Source organism: Psychromonas aquimarina ATCC BAA-1526 (genome assembly GCF_000428725.1).
Classification (GTDB): domain Bacteria; phylum Pseudomonadota; class Gammaproteobacteria; order Enterobacterales; family Psychromonadaceae; genus Psychromonas; species Psychromonas aquimarina.
The window spans coordinates 1-20,140 of the sequence record NZ_AUAM01000053.1 but is presented as its reverse complement, the minus strand read 5'-3'; the positions used below and the strand labels follow the sequence as shown (position 1 = coordinate 20,140).

Annotated in this window: 17 protein-coding genes, 1 tRNA gene and 1 pseudogene; 8 read left to right on the top strand and 11 right to left on the bottom strand. The window is 42.4% G+C overall.

From position 1 onward, the window contains the following. Positions 1–5 precede the first annotated feature (5 nt). Positions 6–82 (bottom strand) — tRNA-Met (locus G337_RS0116665). 576 nt (positions 83–658) lie between these two features. Between G337_RS0116665 and G337_RS0116655 the strand changes: the two genes are divergently transcribed. Continuing rightward, the gene (locus G337_RS0116655; protein WP_028864911.1) at positions 659–1,606 is read left to right on the top strand and encodes a sugar kinase; all 948 of its coding nucleotides are present in this window, start codon (positions 659–661) and stop codon (positions 1,604–1,606) included. A 33-nt stretch (positions 1,607–1,639) separates the two neighbouring features. Here G337_RS0116655 and G337_RS0116650 read toward each other — a convergent pair whose 3' ends face one another. Beyond that, positions 1,640–2,524: a LysR family transcriptional regulator gene (locus tag G337_RS0116650; protein ID WP_028864910.1), complete on the bottom strand. Its 885-nt coding sequence runs from the start codon at positions 2,522–2,524 to the stop codon at positions 1,640–1,642. A 125-nt stretch (positions 2,525–2,649) separates the two neighbouring features. On the opposite strand from G337_RS0116650, the gene G337_RS0116645 reads away from it, so the two are divergent. Further along, a complete protein-coding gene (locus tag G337_RS0116645; protein ID WP_028864909.1) occupies positions 2,650–3,153 on the top strand; it encodes a lactoylglutathione lyase family protein in 504 nt (167 codons plus the stop codon). Between the two features lie 46 nt (positions 3,154–3,199). Here G337_RS0116645 and G337_RS0116640 read toward each other — a convergent pair whose 3' ends face one another. The 6 genes from G337_RS0116640 to G337_RS0116615 form a co-directional block, all read right to left on the bottom strand. Then, positions 3,200–4,369, bottom strand: a complete 1,170-nt coding sequence (locus G337_RS0116640) for a MalY/PatB family protein (protein ID WP_028864908.1) — start codon at positions 4,367–4,369, stop codon at positions 3,200–3,202. 10 nt (positions 4,370–4,379) lie between these two features. Next, complete coding sequence (gene nhaC, locus G337_RS0116635) at positions 4,380–5,843, bottom strand: Na+/H+ antiporter NhaC (protein ID WP_028864907.1); 1,464 nt, start codon at positions 5,841–5,843, stop codon at positions 4,380–4,382. A 199-nt stretch (positions 5,844–6,042) separates the two neighbouring features. Continuing rightward, complete coding sequence (locus G337_RS0116630; protein ID WP_028864906.1) at positions 6,043–7,047, bottom strand: LacI family DNA-binding transcriptional regulator; 1,005 nt, start codon at positions 7,045–7,047, stop codon at positions 6,043–6,045. A 134-nt stretch (positions 7,048–7,181) separates the two neighbouring features. Continuing rightward, complete coding sequence (locus G337_RS0116625; RefSeq protein ID WP_245597670.1) at positions 7,182–7,664, bottom strand: enoyl-CoA hydratase; 483 nt, start codon at positions 7,662–7,664, stop codon at positions 7,182–7,184. Positions 7,665–7,668: 4 nt separating this feature from the next. Next, complete coding sequence (locus G337_RS0116620; RefSeq protein ID WP_028864904.1) at positions 7,669–8,097, bottom strand: MarR family winged helix-turn-helix transcriptional regulator; 429 nt, start codon at positions 8,095–8,097, stop codon at positions 7,669–7,671. A 16-nt stretch (positions 8,098–8,113) separates the two neighbouring features. After that, positions 8,114–8,728, bottom strand: a complete 615-nt coding sequence (locus tag G337_RS0116615) for a cytochrome b/b6 domain-containing protein (RefSeq protein ID WP_028864903.1) — start codon at positions 8,726–8,728, stop codon at positions 8,114–8,116. Positions 8,729–8,894: 166 nt separating this feature from the next. On the opposite strand from G337_RS0116615, the gene G337_RS0116610 reads away from it, so the two are divergent. Both G337_RS0116610 and G337_RS0116605 read left to right on the top strand, forming a co-directional pair. Beyond that, entirely contained in the window at positions 8,895–9,338 is a 444-nt protein-coding gene (locus tag G337_RS0116610) for a c-type cytochrome (RefSeq protein WP_037027757.1), read from the top strand. 359 nt (positions 9,339–9,697) lie between these two features. Beyond that, positions 9,698–10,741 carry a GMP reductase gene (locus G337_RS0116605; protein ID WP_028864901.1) on the top strand — a complete coding sequence of 348 codons (1,044 nt, stop codon included), beginning with the start codon at positions 9,698–9,700 and terminating at the stop codon, positions 10,739–10,741. Between the two features lie 453 nt (positions 10,742–11,194). On the opposite strand, the gene G337_RS0116600 is transcribed toward G337_RS0116605, so the two are convergent. Together G337_RS0116600 and G337_RS29230 are read right to left on the bottom strand one after the other, a co-directional pair. Beyond that, positions 11,195–12,013 (bottom strand): hypothetical protein, encoded by an 819-nt coding sequence (locus G337_RS0116600; RefSeq protein ID WP_028864900.1) that lies wholly within the window; start codon positions 12,011–12,013, stop codon positions 11,195–11,197. 904 nt (positions 12,014–12,917) lie between these two features. Continuing rightward, a pseudogene (locus tag G337_RS29230) lies at positions 12,918–13,028 on the bottom strand (IS1595 family transposase); the annotation flags it as partial. A gap of 677 nt (positions 13,029–13,705) precedes the next feature. Between G337_RS29230 and G337_RS0116590 the strand changes: the two are divergent. From G337_RS0116590 to G337_RS0116575, 4 genes are all read left to right on the top strand, one after another. Further along, complete coding sequence (locus G337_RS0116590) at positions 13,706–14,977, top strand: TRAFs-binding domain-containing protein (RefSeq protein WP_028864898.1); 1,272 nt, start codon at positions 13,706–13,708, stop codon at positions 14,975–14,977. Then, positions 14,974–16,056 carry a cyclic nucleotide-binding domain-containing protein gene (locus G337_RS0116585; RefSeq protein WP_028864897.1) on the top strand — a complete coding sequence of 361 codons (1,083 nt, stop codon included), beginning with the start codon at positions 14,974–14,976 and terminating at the stop codon, positions 16,054–16,056. The genes G337_RS0116590 and G337_RS0116585 overlap by 4 nt, the downstream gene beginning before the upstream one ends. Before the next feature lie 91 nt (positions 16,057–16,147). Beyond that, positions 16,148–19,006: a TIR domain-containing protein gene (locus tag G337_RS27815; RefSeq protein WP_169719634.1), complete on the top strand. Its 2,859-nt coding sequence runs from the start codon at positions 16,148–16,150 to the stop codon at positions 19,004–19,006. 233 nt (positions 19,007–19,239) lie between these two features. Further along, the gene (locus G337_RS0116575; RefSeq protein WP_028864896.1) at positions 19,240–19,482 is read left to right on the top strand and encodes a cupredoxin domain-containing protein; all 243 of its coding nucleotides are present in this window, start codon (positions 19,240–19,242) and stop codon (positions 19,480–19,482) included. Between the two features lie 336 nt (positions 19,483–19,818). On the opposite strand, the gene G337_RS0116570 is transcribed toward G337_RS0116575, so the two are convergent. After that, the coding region (locus tag G337_RS0116570; RefSeq protein ID WP_028864895.1) for a transposase at positions 19,819–20,140 on the bottom strand (322 nt) is incomplete at its 5' end.

The following is a 20,140-nucleotide window of genomic DNA, read 5'->3' as shown; positions in this document are numbered from 1 at the left end:
AAAGTTGGTTGCGAGAGCAGGATTTGAACCTACGACCTTCGGGTTATGAGCCCGACGAGCTACCAAGCTGCTCCATCTCGCGTCCGTTTAAGTGCGGCGAATGATATACAGATCACATAACCTTAGCAAGCACTATTTGAAACATTAGAGCCGACCGCTTAAATAATAAACGCAATTTAAATATAAGTCATTAATATTACGGTATTTATACCTATAAAAAGCAGAAGCTGTCTGAATACTTTATTAGAAAACTAAAATGCCCTTTTCCTTTCAAAAAATCAAAGAAAAACGTGCCGTCAATAATACAAAATTAAAAGTGGTCATTGAATCCTCCTATATAAAAATTCACCAGCTGCAAAAGTATAAATTCCTATCAACCTTTTATTAACTAGGGTATGAATTGTTGATCAAGCTCGCTTAGCGATACAAAACCAGGTCAAAATTGATAACAACTGCAACATAGAAGCTGAAAAGTGTGATACATATATAAGTAATTCTAACAATTTTACATTTCCAATTATCCGTAAATGTATTTAAAAGCCCCTTAAAGAGGGTTCCAGGAACAGATATATATGGCTGCTAATTTAATGATTGAAGCAGGTGTGATACATATGATCAGTGAAATAGTCTCCAGCAAATTATCAACTGGAGCCGCAGAATGAAAATTGCATTTTTTGGAGAGTGCATAATCGAATTAAGCGGTCAGCCGATACAACGAACTTTTTCAGGAGATACACTTAATACCGCCCTGTATTTATCTCGTTTAGTGAAAGATCACCCCCACTCAGAACCTGTAGAAGTTTTCTATGCAACAGCAATGGGCAGCGATGCAGTCAGTAACGAATTAATATGCAGCTGGCAGGATGAAGGTATCAATACCCAGCTGGTCAGCCAGTTTGACGATAAAAATCTTGGTTTATCTCTGATTGAACGCAATCAGTTTGATGAACTTTCTTTTTCCTACTGGCGAAACGACAGTGCGGCAAAATATTATTTCAGACGTGGTCTTACGACACTTGAGCGGCAGCTTGAACAGTTTGATTATTTTTATCTCAGCGGTAATAGTCTGGCAATTTTGTCGCAGCCATGCAGAGAATACTTACTGGCTTTATTAATGAATTTCAAAGTATTCGGCGGAAAAATTATTTTTGACAATAATTATCAGCAGCAGCTCTGGTCTAGTGTTGAAGCTAAAAAATCCTATAAAGATATTTTAACTTTAACCGATATTGCCTTAATCAGTGAAGAAAACGACTTTGCAGTGTTTGAAGATCAAAGTACTGCAGAAATAATCGATCGCTGTAAAGAGTACAATGTCAGCGAGGTTGTTATTAAACGCGGCAGCGGTGCATCACTTATACTTAATTACGACAGTGTATCGATGGTAACTCCCAAGCAGGTAGATAATGTTGTTGACCGCAGCGGGGCCGGGGACAGCTTTGCAGCGGCCTATCTGGCTGTGCGTTTAAATACAGGAGCAGCCAAGCAAGCGGCTGAATTCGGCCATAAATTAGCAGCTAAAGTAATCCAGCACCCAGGAGCACTAATTCCCAGCTCAGCAATGCCTGATATGGTTGAAATATCAAAGCGTTATATCAATGAATAGCTTTCACCGCCCGCTGACTCTGCAAAAAATATCTTAATTGTTAAGCAGTTCTTTTATTTTCTGTTCAAACCACTGGTATCTCACAGGTAATTCCCGGTGTTTCTTTTTTGTTAAATACAGTTTTTCACTCACCTTAAACTCTAAGGTGGCAATGCTCAGCGTATCTGCTGACTCAAACTGTTCAACTGCACCGGCGGGTAATACCGTATAACCCAGACCTTTAGAAACAGGTAAAAGTATCTGGCTTAACTGGTTGATATAACCTTTAATGTGCACATCCTGGGGGCTTTTATATCCACTAAAGCTGTTTGCTTTAAACACTTTTTCAAGAAAATGAAAACCATCCGGGTGATTGATAAACCCCAGCGCATTAAGAAAGTCAAAACTGATATCCTCATTTTCATACTGTTTAGGCAGTACTAACTGCAGCGTCTGCTCCCCCACATAAGTCTGAATTAACTGCTCAGAAAACTGCTGCTGGGTAACGATGCCGATATCTGTTTTGTTTTCTAAGAGATCATTAATAATATTCTGATTCGGCGAAGCTTCCAGTGAAATGCTAATGCCCTGATGGAGGCTCTGATAAGCTAGAAAATGCGGATAGAGCTGCATAGCTAAGGCACCAGAGCAGGCAATTCTACATTCCCCCTGGAACGGATCATCCAAATCAATACTCTGCGCCAGTTCGGTCTGCAGTGCCTGAACCTGTGTGCCGTAGGCATAAAGTTTTTGACCCGCCAGCGTTAATTCAAACTGTTTACCATAACGATGCAGCAGCGGTGTCTGCAGCTGTGCTTCTAATTTATGAATATGCTGACTTACCCCCGGCTGAGTCATATGCAGCTTTTCTGCAGTTAAAGTGAAATGCCCAGTTTCTGCCAGGCTCATAAATGTTAACAGCCATTTTTGATTAACCATATGATTACCACTTTCCCCATAAAGAACATTACGAAAAATTATCAAATCTATAATAAATCATAATTTATTGGTTGAGTAATAAAAATATACACTGGCTTTACTTTAAATCACACAGGACATTAATAATGAGTACTCCTTATCCTAGAACGTTTTCACATATTGGTATTTCGGTACCGGATCTTGAAGCTGCCGTTAAGTTTTATACTGAAGTATTAGGCTGGTATTTAATTATGAAACCCAGCGAAGTTATCGAAGATAACAGCGCTATTGGAGAAATGTGTACTGACGTATTCGGTGCAGGCTGGGAACGCTTCCGCATTGCACATTTATCAACAGGTGACCGCATTGGTGTTGAGCTGTTCGAATTTAAAAATCAGGAGAATCCGAAAGATAACTTTGAATACTGGAAAACCGGGATCTTCCACTTTTGCGTGCAGGATCCTAATGTTGAAGAGCTGGCGGAGAAAATTGAAGCGGCCGGTGGTAAACGCCGTATGAAAGCACCGCGTTATTATTATCCGGGAGAAAAACCTTACCGTATGATTTATATGGAAGACCCGTTTGGCAATATTCTGGAAATCTACAGCCACAGCTATGAAATGCATTATGCAGGCGGTGCTTATAAATAAGCAGCAGTCAAAACGGCAGAAAGAAACCTGCCGTTTTAAACTTAAATTAACCTAATGCTTTTTTTAAGCGTGTACAGGCTTCGAGCAGTGTCTCTCTCGGGCAGCCGAGATTCAGGCGGATAAAACCTTTGCCGACATCCCCGAATGCAGTTCCCATACTCGGTACAATTCCCGCACTCACCAGCTGGCTTTCTAACTGCTGATCACTAACGTTAAGCAAACGGCAGTCAACCCAGGCAAGATAACCGGCCTCAGGCTGTCTGAATATTAACTGCGGTAACTGCTCCTCAATAAAATTAGCTAAGTACTCTATATTGCTTTGCAGATAAGTTTTCAGTTCACTCAGCCAGTCTGCAGAGGTCTGATAAGCGGTTGTTGCCGCACACATTGCCATGCTGTTATAAACATCCATGCCGTGCGCATCAAGACGCTCAGTAAACTGATTTCGCAGCCCCTCATTAGCAATCATAAAATTTGATATGCGCATTGATGATAAACCAAAGGTCTTACTGGCAGCCGTCGCTACAACCAGCTTCTGCTGAAGATGATTGGGTAAAGACAGCGCCGAATAATAAGTGTGACCGGACATAATTAAGTCGCCCCAGATCTCATCACTTAACAGATAAACATCATACTTATGGCACAGTTGTGCAAGCGCAATAATCTCATTTTCAGACCAGGCGCGGCCGACAGGATTATGCGGATTACATAAAATCATCACTTTAGCACCGGCAATAAAGCATGACTCTAAATGCTCCAGATCCATAGTGTAATGGCCGTTATCTTCCCGCAGCGGATTTTCCAGGATATTACGTTCATTGAGTGCGCTGATCTTACGAAATGATCCGTAACCCGGGGTCTGCATTACCACGCTGTCACCGGCTTTGCTAAGCATCTGAATCATAATCGACAGGCCCGGCAGTACGCCGTGAACTGTGGTGATCCAGGACTTACGCAGTCGAATATTGTACTGATTTTTATACCAGTTTATCACGGCCTGGTAATAATCCGGATCACGCTCAGCATAACCAAAAATGCCATGCTCAATACGTGTTTGTAATGCCTGCAGCACCGCGGGCGGCGCTTTAAAGTCATAATCAGATACCCACATAGGAAGCAGATCCGGACTGCTTAGTCCAAGCTTGTGCTCCATAAAATCCCATTTTAAAGATCCGCTGCCGCGGCGGTCGGTTACTTTATCAAAATATGTTTTCATTAAATTCACCTTATTTAACCGCTGCAAAAGATATATTTTCAGCTGAGGCTTCTGTTGAAGCGGGTTTAGCTTTTGCAATACCAATACCTGAGAAACCAAAAATCAGTGCAAATATAACTCCGGTATAACACTGCACAGCCCAGGGCAGATAATCCAGTGTGGACACACCTAAAGTACTTGCCATGTAAATACCGGCAGCTGTCCAGGGAACCAGCGGTTCAATAATGGTTCCGGCATCCTCAATAGTACGAGACAGGTTTTTCGTATCGAGTCCCATCTTGCGGTAAGCCCCCTGAAACAGTTCACCCGGAATAAGCAGTGCTAACTTGCCGTCGGCAGTGGTAAATACCACGGTTATTGTTGCGGCAACGGTTGAAAGAATTAACTGCCCGGTGCTGTGGATCAGATGCAGAAAGCGCCCGAGAACAACCGTTAAAGCACCGGTTAAGCTGAGAATACCGGCAAAAGAAAAAGCACAGAAAACCAGTAAGATAGTGCTCATCATTGATGCTAAACCGCCGCGGTTAAGCAGTTGCGCAATATCCGGGACCAGTCCGTCTACTGCATGGCCGTTAGCACTTAACATACTGATGTTAAAGCCGCTTACATAAGCTTCAAAACCCTGCTGCAGACTGAAATCCTGCACCGTCATACCTAAAATAAGGCCCAGTGCCGATGCCGACAGCATTAACGGTAATACCGGTTTTTTGGCTATTGCCCCCCAAAGAATAAGAACCGGAGGCAATGCTAATACAATATTAAGGTTATACAGGCTTTCAATACCAGCAAGGATATCGATTACTTTCTGCGGTTCGCTGACAGCATCAGCAGCGCCGTGTTGACCGGCGACAAAAAACACAATCGAAGCAATAATAAAACCCGGTATGGTGGTGTAGAGCATATGCTGGATATGTTCATAAAGCGTGGTACCGGAAACAATCGGAGCAAAGTTAGTCGAGTCAGAAAGAGGAGAAAGTTTGTCGCCGAAATATGCGCCGGACACCACAGCGCCGGCGGCCGCCGCCATGGAAACATCCAGACCGGCAGCAACGCCCATCAATGCAACACCGACAGTTCCTGCGGATCCCCAGGATGTACCCGTACAAACCGATACAACCGAAGTAACAAAGAAAGCGGCAATCAAGATATATTCAGGGCTGATTACTTTCAGACCCCAGTAAACCATAAAGGGGATCGTACCGCCAACCATCCAGCTGGCAATCAAACCGCCTACCGAGACAAGAATTAAAATCACCGGCATCGCTTTGGCAAGCTTGTCAACGATAGCCCCCATGATTTCATCCCAGTTGTAGCCCATCTTGTAAGCAATACCGCCAGTAAAAACCGCCGACACCAGTAAAAGCGGTTCGATACGTAAACCTAACATACCGTAACCGATTACCAGTAAGCCGAACATCACTGCGATTGGCGCAATCGCTAATGCTAAAGACGGCAGAGCCCTATTATTAGTCATCTTGTTTTCCTCTCAAAGTCGTACATGATTTTTCTCTTCGGGTGTTTTAATAACGTCATAATAAGAGGGGCCGTCAACTGAAAATGAGATCCAGACACACATTCCATGTAAGCGATTACATGGAAACATTACATGTGACAGCAGTCTCATAAATAGTGTGATAAATTAGTTTACATGCGCAGAACAAGCTAACAACAAATCAACCACGCGGCGCCGCAACTGTCTGCCTGCACACTAACTGCGCTTCAAAACGGTTTGCCGACTGCGGCAGGTTAATATTATCAGCCAGCTGCAGTGCTAATTCTGCAGCATGATGCGACATCAGATCAATAGGATTGTGCATAGTGGAAAGGCGAGGATAAAGGTAACGCGCCAGCAGAACGTCATCAAAACCAATGACAGAATAATCATCGGGTACCTTGTATCCCTGCTCATGCAGGCTGGCCATCAGTCCCGCTGCCATAACATCATTAAAGGTAACTACTGCTGTCACTTCCGGACACTGCTGGATAAGCAGTTTTCCAGCAGCTTCTCCGCCCTCTTCGCTGAACGGCTGATTAATAACCCAGTTCGGAGGCACCTTTAGATTAGCAGCCGTCATCGCCTGAAAATAACCTTCAAGACGCTCAGAGCGATCACTAATAGGCAGATCACTGGTCACACAGGCAATTTTACGATGTCCCTGTGCAATCAGATGCTCAACTGAGCAGCTGACAGCAGCACGGTTATCTACCCACACAGAGCGGTTAGCCAGCTGCGGGATAGTACGGTTGATTAATACCATGGCCGGCAGCTGTGCACCGTAACGAAGCAGGGTTTGGTCATCAAGCATTTTTGAATGTACAACCATAGCTTCACAGCCCTGGCTGATCAGAAAATTCAACCCTTCCTGTTCGCGCTGCACATTATGGCCGCCGCTGACCACCACAAGCTGGCGCCCGTGCTTACGAGTCACCTGTTCAACACTCTTAGCCAGTAATGCAAAGAAAGGATCGGCAAGATTACCGGTTAATAACCCCAGGGTATTATTAGAACGACTGGCTAATGCCACGGCTCGAGCATCACGCTGATAATTAAGTTCACGCATCGCTTTTTGAACCCGTTCCTGCGTAACCGGCTCTACATAGGTGCTGTTATTGATAACACGAGAAACAGTTGCAGTAGAAACACCTGCGAGTTTTGCGACGTCTTTAATGGTAGCCATAGGGTTTTAATCAGGTGTTTTGGAAAGGAATAAGCAGTTTACAAAGCTGACAATATAACGGCAAGTGATCCGGGACACAGTTCAACTGTTCAGAAGACCCTTTCTTCAGGCACAAAAAAAGGGTCATGCTCTTGCTAGGAACTTTTCGGTCCGAAGACGCCTAAAACTAACACCAGTATCAGCGGCACAACATTTGAGATACCAATTAACATCTCAGTATGCGCCCTGCTTTGATACAGGTCGCTCAAATATCCAAGTTCAATATTCTGCGCGGCCAGTTCACGAAGTTCCGGCATCATAGGAACTAAAAATACAAATGCATTAATAGTTAAAAAGGCCATACAGGCAAACTGCACTTTTAACCACAGAGGTTTTATCTGATAAGAGCGTCCCATAACAAAAGCCGCCAGCAGCTTTAGTGCCAGCCCGGGCAGGATCAGAATGTAAGCGCTCTCTTCTTTATATACAGAGGTGTAATAAACCGCCTGCAGATCTGTTTCTCCTAATACTGCAGAGATAACAATATGCGATAAAATACCGCCGACATACATAATTGTGCCGATCAGATAAGCAAACTTAGTTAATTTTTCAGCTGTTATTGTTGTCAATATTTTCACTTATTTAGACCTTTGCTACTAATTTCTGCAGCAGACGAATTATCTGCTGCTGTTCATCTTCATCCAGCGCACTAATCATCTCTTGATTAAGTGCCGCCGGAATAGGCAGTAAAACCTCTTTTAAATCCCGGCCTTTATCGGTTAAATAAATACGGAAAGAGCGGCGGCTGTGCGGATCATCTCTTCGCTCAATTAAACCTAACGCCGCCAGCTTATCCAGCGTGCGTGTCGTGGTTGAATTCTCAACTTTCGACTTTTTAGCAATTTCACTCTGATTAATGCCCTCTTCTTCCCATAAACACATCAACGGAGGCCAGAGCGCAATCGTCAAACCATGTTTTTTTAACTCCGTGTCAAACTTTTTAGAGGCCTGACTGGCAACCACATTAATTAACCAGCCGAAGCTGGACTGACGATCAAATTTATTATTCATCTTTTTCTCTTAAATATTATGACAAAACAACTATTGCGATAGTAACTAATACTGAGACAACTAACAGCAATAATGCACGTCTATTTGAAACAAAATATACAGAATCAACCGATAAATGCTTCTGATAGCCAGTCACCATAGCCCAGACCAGGGGTTTAGAACGCAGCTTATAAAACAAGATTGCCAGTAAATGCACTACAATCAGTATCGGCAGCAGTTTCGCAAGTACAACATGTAACAGCTCAACAAAGCTGAACACACTATCGGTTAACCATAAATCAGCATAAGGCAGATTATCTGCAAACCCGCCAAGCACTAAACCAGACAGGCATTGTAATAATAAGCCCAGCAGCATTAACACAACCATCCAGCCGCCGGCAGGGTTATGACCCGCTTTGTGTCTTTGTTGTCCGCGAAAATAAGCTATTAAGCTTTTAGGTGAAGAGATAAAATCAGTAAAACGGCTGGTCTGGCTTCCCTGTGCTCCCCATAAAACACGCCATAATAACAGGGTAAACAAAGCCAGCCCGAGTTGAACATGTGGTCCCTGATTCCCCGTAATGATTAAAGCAACAAATAATAGTGCTTGTAACCAGTGATATAACCGCGTTGGTAAATCCCAAACTTTCATTTTACTACTCCTTAAATGTATTTACGGGATAAATCCCACAGCAATTAATTGCGACAGACATAATTTACACAAAAACAGTTGCGCACGCAACAATTGCAATGTGAATTAAAATCCAGTTCAGCAGAGACCATTAAACAAACCACTAAAACAGATAGGAAAAACAGCTATGAAATATTTCTCAGGTATAACCCTAATCACTCTTTTATTTTCCCCTGCCTGGCTTTACGCTTCGCAGGATTTCAGCAGTGAAATCGAAAACCGTCAGGCTGCTTTTACAGCTATTGAAAAATATAATGAACAGATTGAAGAGATTCTGGACCAGTCTGACAGTGACTGGGTTTTATTAGAAAAACGCAGTGCAGAATTAGTTGAACTAAGTAATTCATTAACTCGATTATTCCCGTCCGGCAGTGCCGAAAATAGCAAAGCCAAAGAAAACATCTGGAAAAATTCAGATGATTTTAATAAAAAATTAAGCGTGATGCAGTCACATTATTCCGCACTTGAACAGGGTATTAAAAGCAAGGATAAAAGTGCGGCAGAAAAAGCCTTAAAGCAGGTGAACTCGACCTGTAGAAGCTGTCACAGATCATACCGTTCGCGCTGGTAAGTCAGCAGACAAACTCATATTTTTAGGAAAGCTGGCTCACTCTCAAGCGTCTTTAATAATCTAAAAGTAAAACAAAGATATTTGAATTCAATACAATAATTTAACTCAGACGAAAGCGTACAATAAACTCCCGCATAGGCTGGAAATTTATAAATAAAGCAAAGCAATTTATCATTTTATTTTAGTTTTTCATCAACAACAGTTTGATAAAAAATCGCTTGTGTTAAATATTTTTCTCCCTATACTGCTTTCAACCGGGGCGCTTATAAAAGTTCCCCGGTTTTTTTTTGCCTGCCGTTTTTGCCAGTAAATCAAAACCAAATTGTTTATATTTTTTGAGATAAATTTAGGAAACAGTTATGCGTATTGAACAAGATTTAAAGTTAGGTTTTAAAGATGTCCTTTTCCGTCCAAAACGTTCTACTCTAAAGAGCCGTTCACAGGTTGAACTCGCTCGAGAATACACGTTCAAGCATAGCGGTCGTAAGTGGAGCGGTGTACCAATCGTTGCTGCTAATATGGATTCAGTGGGTAGTTTTGCTATGGCGGCATCCCTTGCTGAACATGGTGTGTTAACTGCAATCCACAAACATTACACGGTTGGCGACTGGGCAGATTTTGTAGCCACTGCAGACAGCAGCGTGATTAAAAATGTCATGGTGTCTACCGGCACATCTGAAAAAGACTTCCAGAAAACCATTGATATCATGGAGTTATCTGAAGAGATCATGTTTATCTGTGTCGATATCGCAAACGGTTACTCTGAACATCTTGTTGAATACGTTGGAAAAGTACGCGCAGCTTTCCCTGATAAAGTAATCACTGCCGGTAATGTTGTTACCGGCGATATGGTTGAAGAATTAATTTTAGCCGGCGCTGATATTGTAAAAGTAGGTATCGGCCCGGGTTCAGTTTGTACTACTCGTGTTAAAACAGGTGTTGGTTACCCGCAGCTGTCAGCAATTATTGAGTGTGCAGATGCGGCGCACGGCCTAGGCGGCAGTATTATCGGAGACGGCGGCTGCAGCTGTGCAGGTGATGTTGCTAAAGCCTTCGGCGGCGGTGCTGATTTTGTAATGCTTGGCGGCATGCTTGCCGGCCACACTGAAAGTGGCGGCGAAATTATCGAAAAGAACGGCGAAAAGTTCATGAAGTTCTACGGTATGTCGTCTAAAAGTGCGATGGATAAACACTCCGGCGGTGTTGCTAATTACCGAGCGGCTGAAGGTAAAACCGTGCTGCTGCCTTACCGCGGCACAGTCGGTAATACTATTCAGGACATTATGGGCGGAGTACGTTCAACCTGTACATATGTAGGTGCGGCTAAACTGAAAGAGCTGACCAAACGTACTACATTTATCCGCGTTTTAGAGCAGGAAAATAACGTTTACGGTAAAGAATAGAACTCTTAACTTAAACACTAACTATATTATTGAATAAAGCATAAGTTTTCATTTATAAAGCATAAGCTGTTTTAAAATGAAAAGCATCAATTGACATAATACCTCCACACTACAGCAAGAGTGCGGAGGTATAAATGAATAGAAAAATAACTTCCAAGAAACGAAATTTAAATAACCTTCTCAGCAAGAGTATTACTAAGTTCCGTCTATAAACTCTCGTCATCACAGAAAATAGACTTGAAGCTGATTTTTGCTACTACCTCGAACTCGACAAAGAGGTAATAATATATGAGGCTCAGCCGCTAGGGTTTCCATACTGGTATGATGGAGCTAAACATATCTGTACACCTGACTTTGAAGTATTCTATGCTGCCTCTTCTTGTTATTACGAAATCAAATTTAAAACAGATATTTTGAGGGATAAATAGTTTAAATATTTATTTTCTCATGACGTCACTTGCTAAGTAGTCGGCTTAAGTCTTTAAGCGTAATAATTGTCTTGTAGCTGTTCATACTAGAAAAATGCTGATAGGCAAGTTCTAGCATATCAAGTTCAAGCTCAAAGACGTTTCCATTTATGTCTTTTAATGTATCGCTCAGTTTTATGATTTCACTTCTTTTCAATACTCTCGGTTCAAAGTATGAAAGTGTGATGTGAGGTCTAAGCCAATAATTGAGATAAACGACATCATCAAACAAATTGTACAGGTTAATCAACCTCTTTAAATCTTGCTCACTCTTGGGAGCAAAACCTAATAAAATTGAGGTATTAAGACATGGGTATGCATTCGTCGATAACATTTTTATCTTTCTTTGATCAGGATGCTCGTTTAAATAACTCCTAACCCTTTTCAAAACCTCTTTTACTTTTGTTTCATTTACCATCAACTGGTCTGATATCTGTGATTCTACAGGTGAATTCGACAGGTCGTGGAGAGTAAGGTGTAACTGCTCTCTATCGAGAGGTTCAGCGAGAGTTTCTTGTATGGGAGCGAGGCTCTCCATTACTCCGCTTATTAAGTCAATATCATCCTCTGAGAGTTTAAATACTGTCGTATCTCCGTAAAAAGAGGTCAGTTCACCATTGTTCTTAACTTTACACTTGAGAGAATCTGGTACATTCCAAACAATGTCTGGCGAGTCAAGGTATTGTAAAGCTCCGTTCTGCTCACCTTGAAGCGTCTCTATATATTCACTATGTGATAAAGGCTCTCCTTTCATCACAACGGCTTTATTTAAATTAATGGGTTCAGTATACGAAAAAACTGACATGCCCTAACTCCTTATACTTTGGGAAAATTAGCGATTGTGCTTTAGCTTTCATTCATCCATGACTAACTGAGTTTTTTATTAGGTACAACAAAGTTACTAATCATCTAGATGAAAAGTTCGAGTAACAACAGGAGCGCTGCAATTCTCAGTCCACTCCAACACATTAAATGACAGAACTTTGCCCCGCTTTACCTTAAGCCTCAAAACACTCCACTGGGGCAACTTACAATCAGTAACACTAAGAAAGCCTGGATTCACCTCTTCATTAATATGAAGGTCCAGATATCCGCTAAACCACCAAGTCCTTATTGGCATGGTTCCGTTTCCCTACATTTGGTAAATCCCGTGGACACCATTAAGATATACTCGATGATCAATAATTCTCCAAGCTGCAGCATATCCTCGAAGGCACGCCGTTGAGAAAATATATTGATCATCAATTTTAGCGGCAAAGTGATAGCCGAAATACCAGACTCTGGGAAGCCACGAAGGGATCCCGCTCATCAGACAAATTTAATAGCAAACTTCGACTTGTACACGTCGCGAAAAACGGTTACCCCATTGATCATAGTGCCACTCGTACTTCCAATCGTAACGGCATACCGGTTGTCTTGGAACTGGCATAGGACGATGATGTGGTGCCGGAAAACCTCCATTATATACAGTCACCTGTGAATGAAAAAACTGATTTGCGCTAGCACCAAAACTACTGAAGCCAACCAAAACGGTCACAACGGTAAGTATACTTTTTATGCTGGTTTTCATATCTCTATCCTTCTTGTTCAATTTAATTTGCGCTGTATTGCGCGCTGTTGATGATGGATAGAATACGCTACGCTGAATTTACTTAACCGTGATTATTCACTGCTAACCTAATTAATGCCGAAGTCATAGTCTTACCTGATTACCCATAAAGCTCAGCCATACTCAAACAACGTTGAGGCATCGGTGGAGTTCTCAGAGCCACATACATGAATAGTGGCAGCAGATCTTCTAATGAGAAGCGGCGGTGGTAATTTTGAATGCTCAAATATGGTATTAGTAGTAACAGATGTTTGGTGATGACAGTGACTGCATTAATAAATCTTTCAGGATGTTAACGAACAAACAGTGGTAAGCAAAGCAGTTCGTGCTTGCCCTTGCTGCCAGCATGAGATGGCCTGCGTTGGTATCAGCCGACCGAGCTAGCCGAAAGGCAAATAAGGATAATGGCCGCAATCTGAGATGAAGGAGGTATGTCAATACACGCTTTAAAGACATGCAGCAAGGTCGTGATGCTGTGCTGAATCACGCTATTACTCTGTTCGTTCTGAAAATACTGTTAATCCCGTTTCCGCCAAGAAATCGATACTGTCATTTACTATAAAGAAGTGGCTTGGGCTTGTTCAACTCTGAATAGAGGTGTCGGCTGCGCGACACCAATTCTTATCTGTTAGAGCATTTTACCTAACGCGATCTATTTGCAGGCTGCTTCCCTAAGCTCTTGATATACGTTTATATGAGTATTAAACCGTTATTCCGACTTCCTCTATTTGTTCATGCCTTTGGTTGTGTTTGGGTAATTTACGCAAAAAAGCTCCAAAAAAGTAACTTTATTGACATGACTAAATGAGTTAGTCGTGAACAATCACTATCAACACCCATTCTCCGTTTGATATACTCACTCCTTAAATATTGATATAAGGCGTGGTAATGGGAAATATATGTCTTTGGTTAACTGAAAACCTCGGCTCCTCAGAAACAAAGTTATGGTTAAGCTCTGTTCCGGATAAAAAGCTTTTGATTCATTCCCCTACAGATGTGACAGCAGATATTATTAAACATGCTGAAATTTTGTTAGTGGAAGAAAACTTGTTGGACACTAACCTCAAAATAAGGCTGGAAGCCCGAGTACAGCACAGCTTTGCGACCACTCTAGTGTTAGGAGCATCCTCCGCAACACCATATGAGACAGAACTTGCATCGCGCTCATTTACCTTGAACAACAGAAATCTGACCGCATGGCTTACTCGCACTGAGCAGCATCTAAAGCAGCCTGTGTATTCTGTAGATGAGCTAGTTAGCAGCTGGCGTAATGAGTTGTTGTCCCATTTAAAAACTGACCATTTCCAGACAGATTTAGCACCTCTAATTAACAGCGAAAATTGGGCATCACAGCAAGCTAAAGACAAAGAGTCAATGTTGGAATACCTTGAACAAACCGAAGATGCAGCTTCTTTGCCGCTTGCGGAAAAACTCGATTTGTTTGTCTCCTTACGCGCTTTTGGCTGCTTTGAGCAAATAATTGATAGCTACCACAGCTTTCATCCTGTAGAGCAAGCATTGGATCTATTTGTAGAGCAATACGTTTTTGCTGCTAATCGTTTAGCCAACGAGGTGACGCGGAAGGTTGCTTTGGTTGATTTGTTAGAGAATATCAATAAACCTAGTACCGAAACCTGGGCCTTAAAAGGTCGGATTTATAAAGATTGCTGGCAACTTAGTCTTGCTCATGAAGATATCGCTCAAACCCACCTAGAGGCGACAATCAATGCGTATCGCCAAGGTTCCCACCTCGATATTCGAGATGCGTATCCGGCAATCAACTTAGCGACGTTATTGCGTATTCGAGGAAGAAGCCAAGATCTTTTTGAGATGCGCAAAGTATTGAACAATATCGAGTACAACTTATTTGTGTCGACCAATGCTCTCGATCTTGTCAACGGGATGCAATTCAACATGTCGGGGCGTCGGGAGGCTGATTATTGGGATATGGCGACGGTATTTGAAATGTCGATAATCAATCACCGCTTTGATGATGCTATGGCCCTCATAAATGTGTTAATCGACAAGCACACCGAACATTGGATGCTGTTAACAACACTCAACAATATAAGCCTGATGATGAAACACTGCGAACCTGCGTTTCAACAATTTTTGGCGCCTATTTTCTTTACTTTTAAAGGTAAAGTGGAACAACTATGAAGCAAACGTCATCCGCTGCTGTACCAGACCCAGCCCGAAGAATCGAATATTTGAAACATTGGCTCCCCAAAATGTTCCTATTCTCCGAATTACCGGTAGAGACGCTGCATGAGCTTGTTGACCAATACTGGGACAAGTTTGACTGGCTAAATTTTCATCAGGGAAAAGCGAGAGCATCTGTTGATAAACAGGTCAGAAGCGTTTGTTCACTGCCGGTAAACGATCAACTGCTCTTCGTCACACGCGGAGAGTTGTTGATATTTTCTGAGGTTACTGCTGATGAAGATGAAGGAAAAACCTCCGCATCACTCATAAAAATACTTAGAACGGGTGAACACTTTGGTGATGAGTTTTACAGTAATATTTCATCGATAAACGGCGTCCTCAATATCAAGATCGAAACTCGTAACCGGCAGGCGGAATGGATCAGTATTAATCGCGATGACTTCGAAGATGCAGTCAAGGTGCTGAATCAAAATCTTTTTTTGAAAACCGCTTATGAGCAAAAATCTGATGACTATCAAGACTTAGCATTCAGGCTGCAGCAAATGAAAGAGGGTAATGTCTATCAAAAATTGCGTTACTTTATTACTATGTATTCGCATGGGAATGAGTTCGACTTCAAGCTATTTAACCAACAGACCATTGCCGATGCATTACGCTGTGATAGAACCGCAATCAACAAAGAGCTCAAAGCATTACAGAAATTGTCAACATTGGAACTAGGGATCAAGTTTGAAAACAGAGTTATGAAATACAAGCTCCTGCCTGAGCTGTCTCCCTCTCTGTCTAGTTGTCGCCGGTTTAAATGGTTTGTCGAACGACATGCTGAGTTGATAAGTCAGCAGCATAGCCATCACTGGGGGAGCAATACTATCGTTTCGGGAAGTTACGGCCTTCGTTTTTGTGATAATACCTTGAAATCACTCGCTAGCGTTGCTGCGATCGATACATTTGAACTGATTGAATTGCTTGAGGCATTGTCATCGAGATCTGAAGATCGGTACAGGATCCAGATCAAAGAGCACCTCGGAGTATGGCAGTTGATCTATAAAGCTCTGCCTGCAAAGATTAAATAACTTGTCTATTTCCCATTTGATCAATATTTAACAACGGTTAATGGGAAGGCTGCCGATAAGCCGTATCAGGAAAACTGACTTAGGGATTGATGTGGAGCTTGAAGAAATACAGGTTTTGAATATGGAAATCAACATGGAACGATATAAGTACAAGGCATTCATTAGCTACAGTCATAGAGACTGCAAATGGGGTGCCTGGCTGCATAAAGCTCTGGAAACCTACAAAATCCCCAAAGATCGCGTTGGATCATCTACCTGCTCGGGGACTGTGCCAAAGCGTTTAATACCAGTCTTTTTAGATAAAGAAGAACTGCCAACGGCTAGTTCTTTGGGAAAAAAACTCACTAATGCGCTGGAGGATTCCCAGTATCTTATAGTTATTTGCTCTCCCAATTCCGCGACATCACAATGGGTAAACGAAGAAGTTCGGTTATTCAAAGCAATGGGGCGAATGGATCGCGTTCTAGCCATAATCGTAGGAGGCGAACCAGGGGGAGATGAGACCACGGATCCATTGACTGGACAATGCTTCCCGGCGGCACTGCGCTTTGAAGTCAATGAGGACGGCTCTATTTCCACTCGCCCCACTGAACCCATATCGGCAGATGTTCGTTCAGGTAAAGGAGGGAAGCAAGCAGCGCTGCTCAAGCTGGTGGCAGGTCTTACAGGAATTGCCTATGCTGATTTGGCTCAGCGGCAGAAACAACGTAGAAGACAATTCCAATTACAGGCTCTGGCAGGGATCTCAATGGTCAGTGCCGTCGCGATCTTTTTGACGACTCAATGGTACTTTGAGCGTCAGCGTACCCGGGAATTGGTGATAGAGAAAAAAGCCAATGCTGCAAAAATTGATTTTCTGGGTGGAGATGTAGGCTTAGCCGTGTCTCGCTGGGGAGAATTAACGCAAGAATTAGGCAAGGATAACAACCCTTACACGCAGGTTCTGTCGCACTGGACGGCACGTCTCAAACCCTTGTCGACTGTGTTGGAAAACTTGATCCCCAGACAAGTCTATCAATTCAAAGAGAAATTTTATTACAAGGTTTCGGACGGTCGTTTATTAGATTTTGGGGGAAACAAACCATTGCTTTGGGCTGTGGATGACGGTCACCTTTATATTATCCAGGAAGAAGGCGTACAATCCTGGATCGGTCGTGTCATCAATCTGAAATCTGCTGAGGTAAAACAGAAACGAGTGCTTGATTCCGAAACTCCAACTTTGGTCATGAAACCCGACCTTATTCCCGGCATGCTGTTTTACAGTATTGATGGTGATAGAGGCCGCTACGATCGCTTGGTGTACATGAATGCGGATCATATCCAACCGCTTTTCCCCAATGATTTTTATACGGAGGTACTGGTCGGGGAGCCATGCAATGAGTTTTTACAGATTGATCTGTCGGACGAAAACACACTTCGACGCAGTCATTTCAAGGATGGTCGTTTTGTTGAAGACACCTATTCCTACTTTGAAGATGAAAATGAGCTGCCCTCACCCGGCCAGCAGGAGCGGTATGTGGTGATAGATGACGATTACGCCATACTGTACAACGATGATCAAGGCGATTGGGGGTTATCGCTAGGCTATGGGTGGGTTAGGGAATCTATAGATGAACAGTGCGAGTGGGCGAGTCAGGATGTACAGAGTCATGTGCTCTCTTTACCCGCTTTGATCCGGGAGCAGGAGTTCTGGCTGATACAGGATAAGTCCGAAACGCAGATCTCAAATAATGAAATGAGTTTTGACTCAGTCGAGTCAACTGATGTTGATCCGGCAGAAAGATGGGCCTACCTGAAAAAGAACAAAGTCAAGTTTCATAATCTTTCACCGGCAGAGCAAGTTAGTCTCTTTACGTTTTGGGCACAGCGAAGTGATTTTTCTTCTATAGCGCAAGGCGAGGAGCTGCAGAAGGAATTTTTCCTTTCTGATCTTGAGTTTAGAGGATATTTTCAAGATTTATATTCTTGGCGATCGGATGGCTCTCTGTATATGTCCTACATTGTTGATGTTGCCAGTGGGGCTGGCATTGTGTTTCGGAGCCTGTTCAAAATTGACATGCACAGCGGTAAAATTGTAGCGATGGCGAACTACCAGACAGACGGTGATTTAGGCGGGAATATTTCCCTGCTGCCGGATGAAAGTCTGTTTTTTGTCGGCTTGGGTGGAATAAGAGGAGAGAGCTTTTACCTTTTTGATGCGAAAACGCTTGAAAATATAACACCGCCCGTAACGCCCCCTGGCGCAGGAAACTTTGACTACCAGTTATTACCTTTGGAACAAGCCTTATATGTGCATGTTGGTAAACGCATTTATCATTATGTCAGGCCGGATGGCGGTAGTTTCCAGTTACGCAATAGCTTCCAGCCTGATCCGGTTAAGACCACCTACGAATACATCCAGTCCGATAAAGTCGTTCACGTCGATAGTGACATGTATGAATATGAAGAATATATATTCCTGAACGGACAGGACTTCGTTATTTATGACAATTTGATTATTTTACAGGGCTCTAATAATCGAATTATTGCATTTGATCGCCACACCCAACAAATCGTCTGGGAGTATCAGGCTGATCTACCTGAAGACGATATAATCAGAGTACTTGAACTCAGTAATGACCAACATCGCTTGTTAGTGTGCAGTCAAAACACGGCCATGCTGATGGATTCGAGGCTTGGCTTACCCTTGACTGGTCAATTGCTATTGCAGTCGGAACCTGTTGAGGAGTCTCAAACTTTTATAACATGTGCATTTGATGAGACGGATACAGCTGTGGTAACAGTTAACGATAAGCAATACCGACTCAAGCAGCTTAATCAGGGACTAACCTTGAACAATACATATCTGACGGAGCGTACGATGTACGAAAATAAGCATAAGCCTCTGACTCAACTGCCAGAGAAGTATGTAACCAGATTAAAAAACAATCAGAATCAGATAGAAAAATAGTTGTCCAGGCCAAGGTTTAGTAAGTCCGGATCGGGCTGAAAGCGCTGATTAAAACCCATTAAGGATAAAGGAGAAAGAATCTTATACCGCAGTTATCAGAGGCAGTTGAACTTTGGCACTCTTTAGGTTAACTGAGAATATTCACGGTTAATTAAATTCGTCGCAGCGTATTCTATCCATCATCAACAGCGTACAAGACAGCGCAGAATCAATTGAATAAAGAGGATCGATAGATGAAAAACAGAATAAAGAGTACACTTGCCGTTATGATCGCTTTGGCTGGTTTTAGCAGTTTAAATGCTAGCGCAATTACCTTTTATCAATCACAGGTGACTGTATCTAATGGAGGTTTTACACCGCCAGCTATTTATGTGCCAAGACCACCGGTATGTCGCTACGTTTGGAAGAACCAGTGGCGCTATGATCAATGGGGGAACTATATTCAGCAGCATGTACAAGTCGAAGTTTGCTATTAAATTTGTCTGATGACCGGGGTTTTATTGCCTCAGGTTATCGAGAAGAGTAGTTGTTCTACTTTCAAAACTCATAACGCAGACAGGGTTAATTTTAACCCGCAAGACTGATCACATATTTGATGCGTCTGCTATAACACATAAGGAATTAAACTTGGGCTAATACCTAAGTTTCCAGCAGCTTCGGCATTGCTGTAACCTTGCTCATTGACGAGCGATATTGCATCTAATTTGAATTCTTTTTGTGTGCTTTCATTCTATTTCTCCAGTTAAATTCATTATGTCTTAACTGAGGTGTGTGAATCAATTAGAGCAGAATATTTATACCAATCCCATTAATTAACTTGTCAATTTAGTCCATTTCCTAAAGCAGAGTGAAATTACTCTGCTTTTATCTTCACAAAAACTATTCCAAGCTCCACAAACACTATCAACAATGTCTTCGTAGTTTGCAAAGCACTTGTTTGCTAACTTGTATTGACGAAGCCATTGCCATACTTGCTCTATCGGATTTAACTCTGGAGAGTAAGGTGGAATATGAATAATGGTTAGGTTAAAAAATTCATTCGCCAAATACTCTTGATGCCAGCTTGCTTGATCCATGATAAGTACAGAATGTTTACCCTTTGGTGTTGCTTTTGAGATGAGCGCCAAGTGCTCT

What these genes read in the sequence shown, in the direction of transcription:
- G337_RS0116590 (WP_028864898.1), top strand. Translation starts at nt 13,706, where the DNA reads ATGGGAAATATATGTCTTTGGTTAACTGAAAACCTCGGCTCCTCAGAA.
- G337_RS0116610 (WP_037027757.1), top strand. Translation starts at nt 8,895, where the DNA reads ATGAAATATTTCTCAGGTATAACCCTAATCACTCTTTTATTTTCCCCT.
- G337_RS0116600 (WP_028864900.1), bottom strand. Translation starts at nt 12,013, where the DNA reads ATGTCAGTTTTTTCGTATACTGAACCCATTAATTTAAATAAAGCCGTT.
- G337_RS0116620 (WP_028864904.1), bottom strand. Translation starts at nt 8,097, where the DNA reads ATGAATAATAAATTTGATCGTCAGTCCAGCTTCGGCTGGTTAATTAAT.
- G337_RS0116615 (WP_028864903.1), bottom strand. Translation starts at nt 8,728, where the DNA reads ATGAAAGTTTGGGATTTACCAACGCGGTTATATCACTGGTTACAAGCA.
- G337_RS0116630 (WP_028864906.1), bottom strand. Translation starts at nt 7,047, where the DNA reads ATGGCTACCATTAAAGACGTCGCAAAACTCGCAGGTGTTTCTACTGCA.
- G337_RS0116640 (WP_028864908.1), bottom strand. Translation starts at nt 4,369, where the DNA reads ATGAAAACATATTTTGATAAAGTAACCGACCGCCGCGGCAGCGGATCT.
- G337_RS0116645 (WP_028864909.1), top strand. Translation starts at nt 2,650, where the DNA reads ATGAGTACTCCTTATCCTAGAACGTTTTCACATATTGGTATTTCGGTA.
- G337_RS0116650 (WP_028864910.1), bottom strand. Translation starts at nt 2,524, where the DNA reads ATGGTTAATCAAAAATGGCTGTTAACATTTATGAGCCTGGCAGAAACT.
- G337_RS0116605 (WP_028864901.1), top strand. Translation starts at nt 9,698, where the DNA reads ATGCGTATTGAACAAGATTTAAAGTTAGGTTTTAAAGATGTCCTTTTC.
- G337_RS0116585 (WP_028864897.1), top strand. Translation starts at nt 14,974, where the DNA reads ATGAAGCAAACGTCATCCGCTGCTGTACCAGACCCAGCCCGAAGAATC.
- nhaC (WP_028864907.1), bottom strand. Translation starts at nt 5,843, where the DNA reads ATGACTAATAATAGGGCTCTGCCGTCTTTAGCATTAGCGATTGCGCCA.
- G337_RS0116655 (WP_028864911.1), top strand. Translation starts at nt 659, where the DNA reads ATGAAAATTGCATTTTTTGGAGAGTGCATAATCGAATTAAGCGGTCAG.
- G337_RS0116575 (WP_028864896.1), top strand. Translation starts at nt 19,240, where the DNA reads ATGAAAAACAGAATAAAGAGTACACTTGCCGTTATGATCGCTTTGGCT.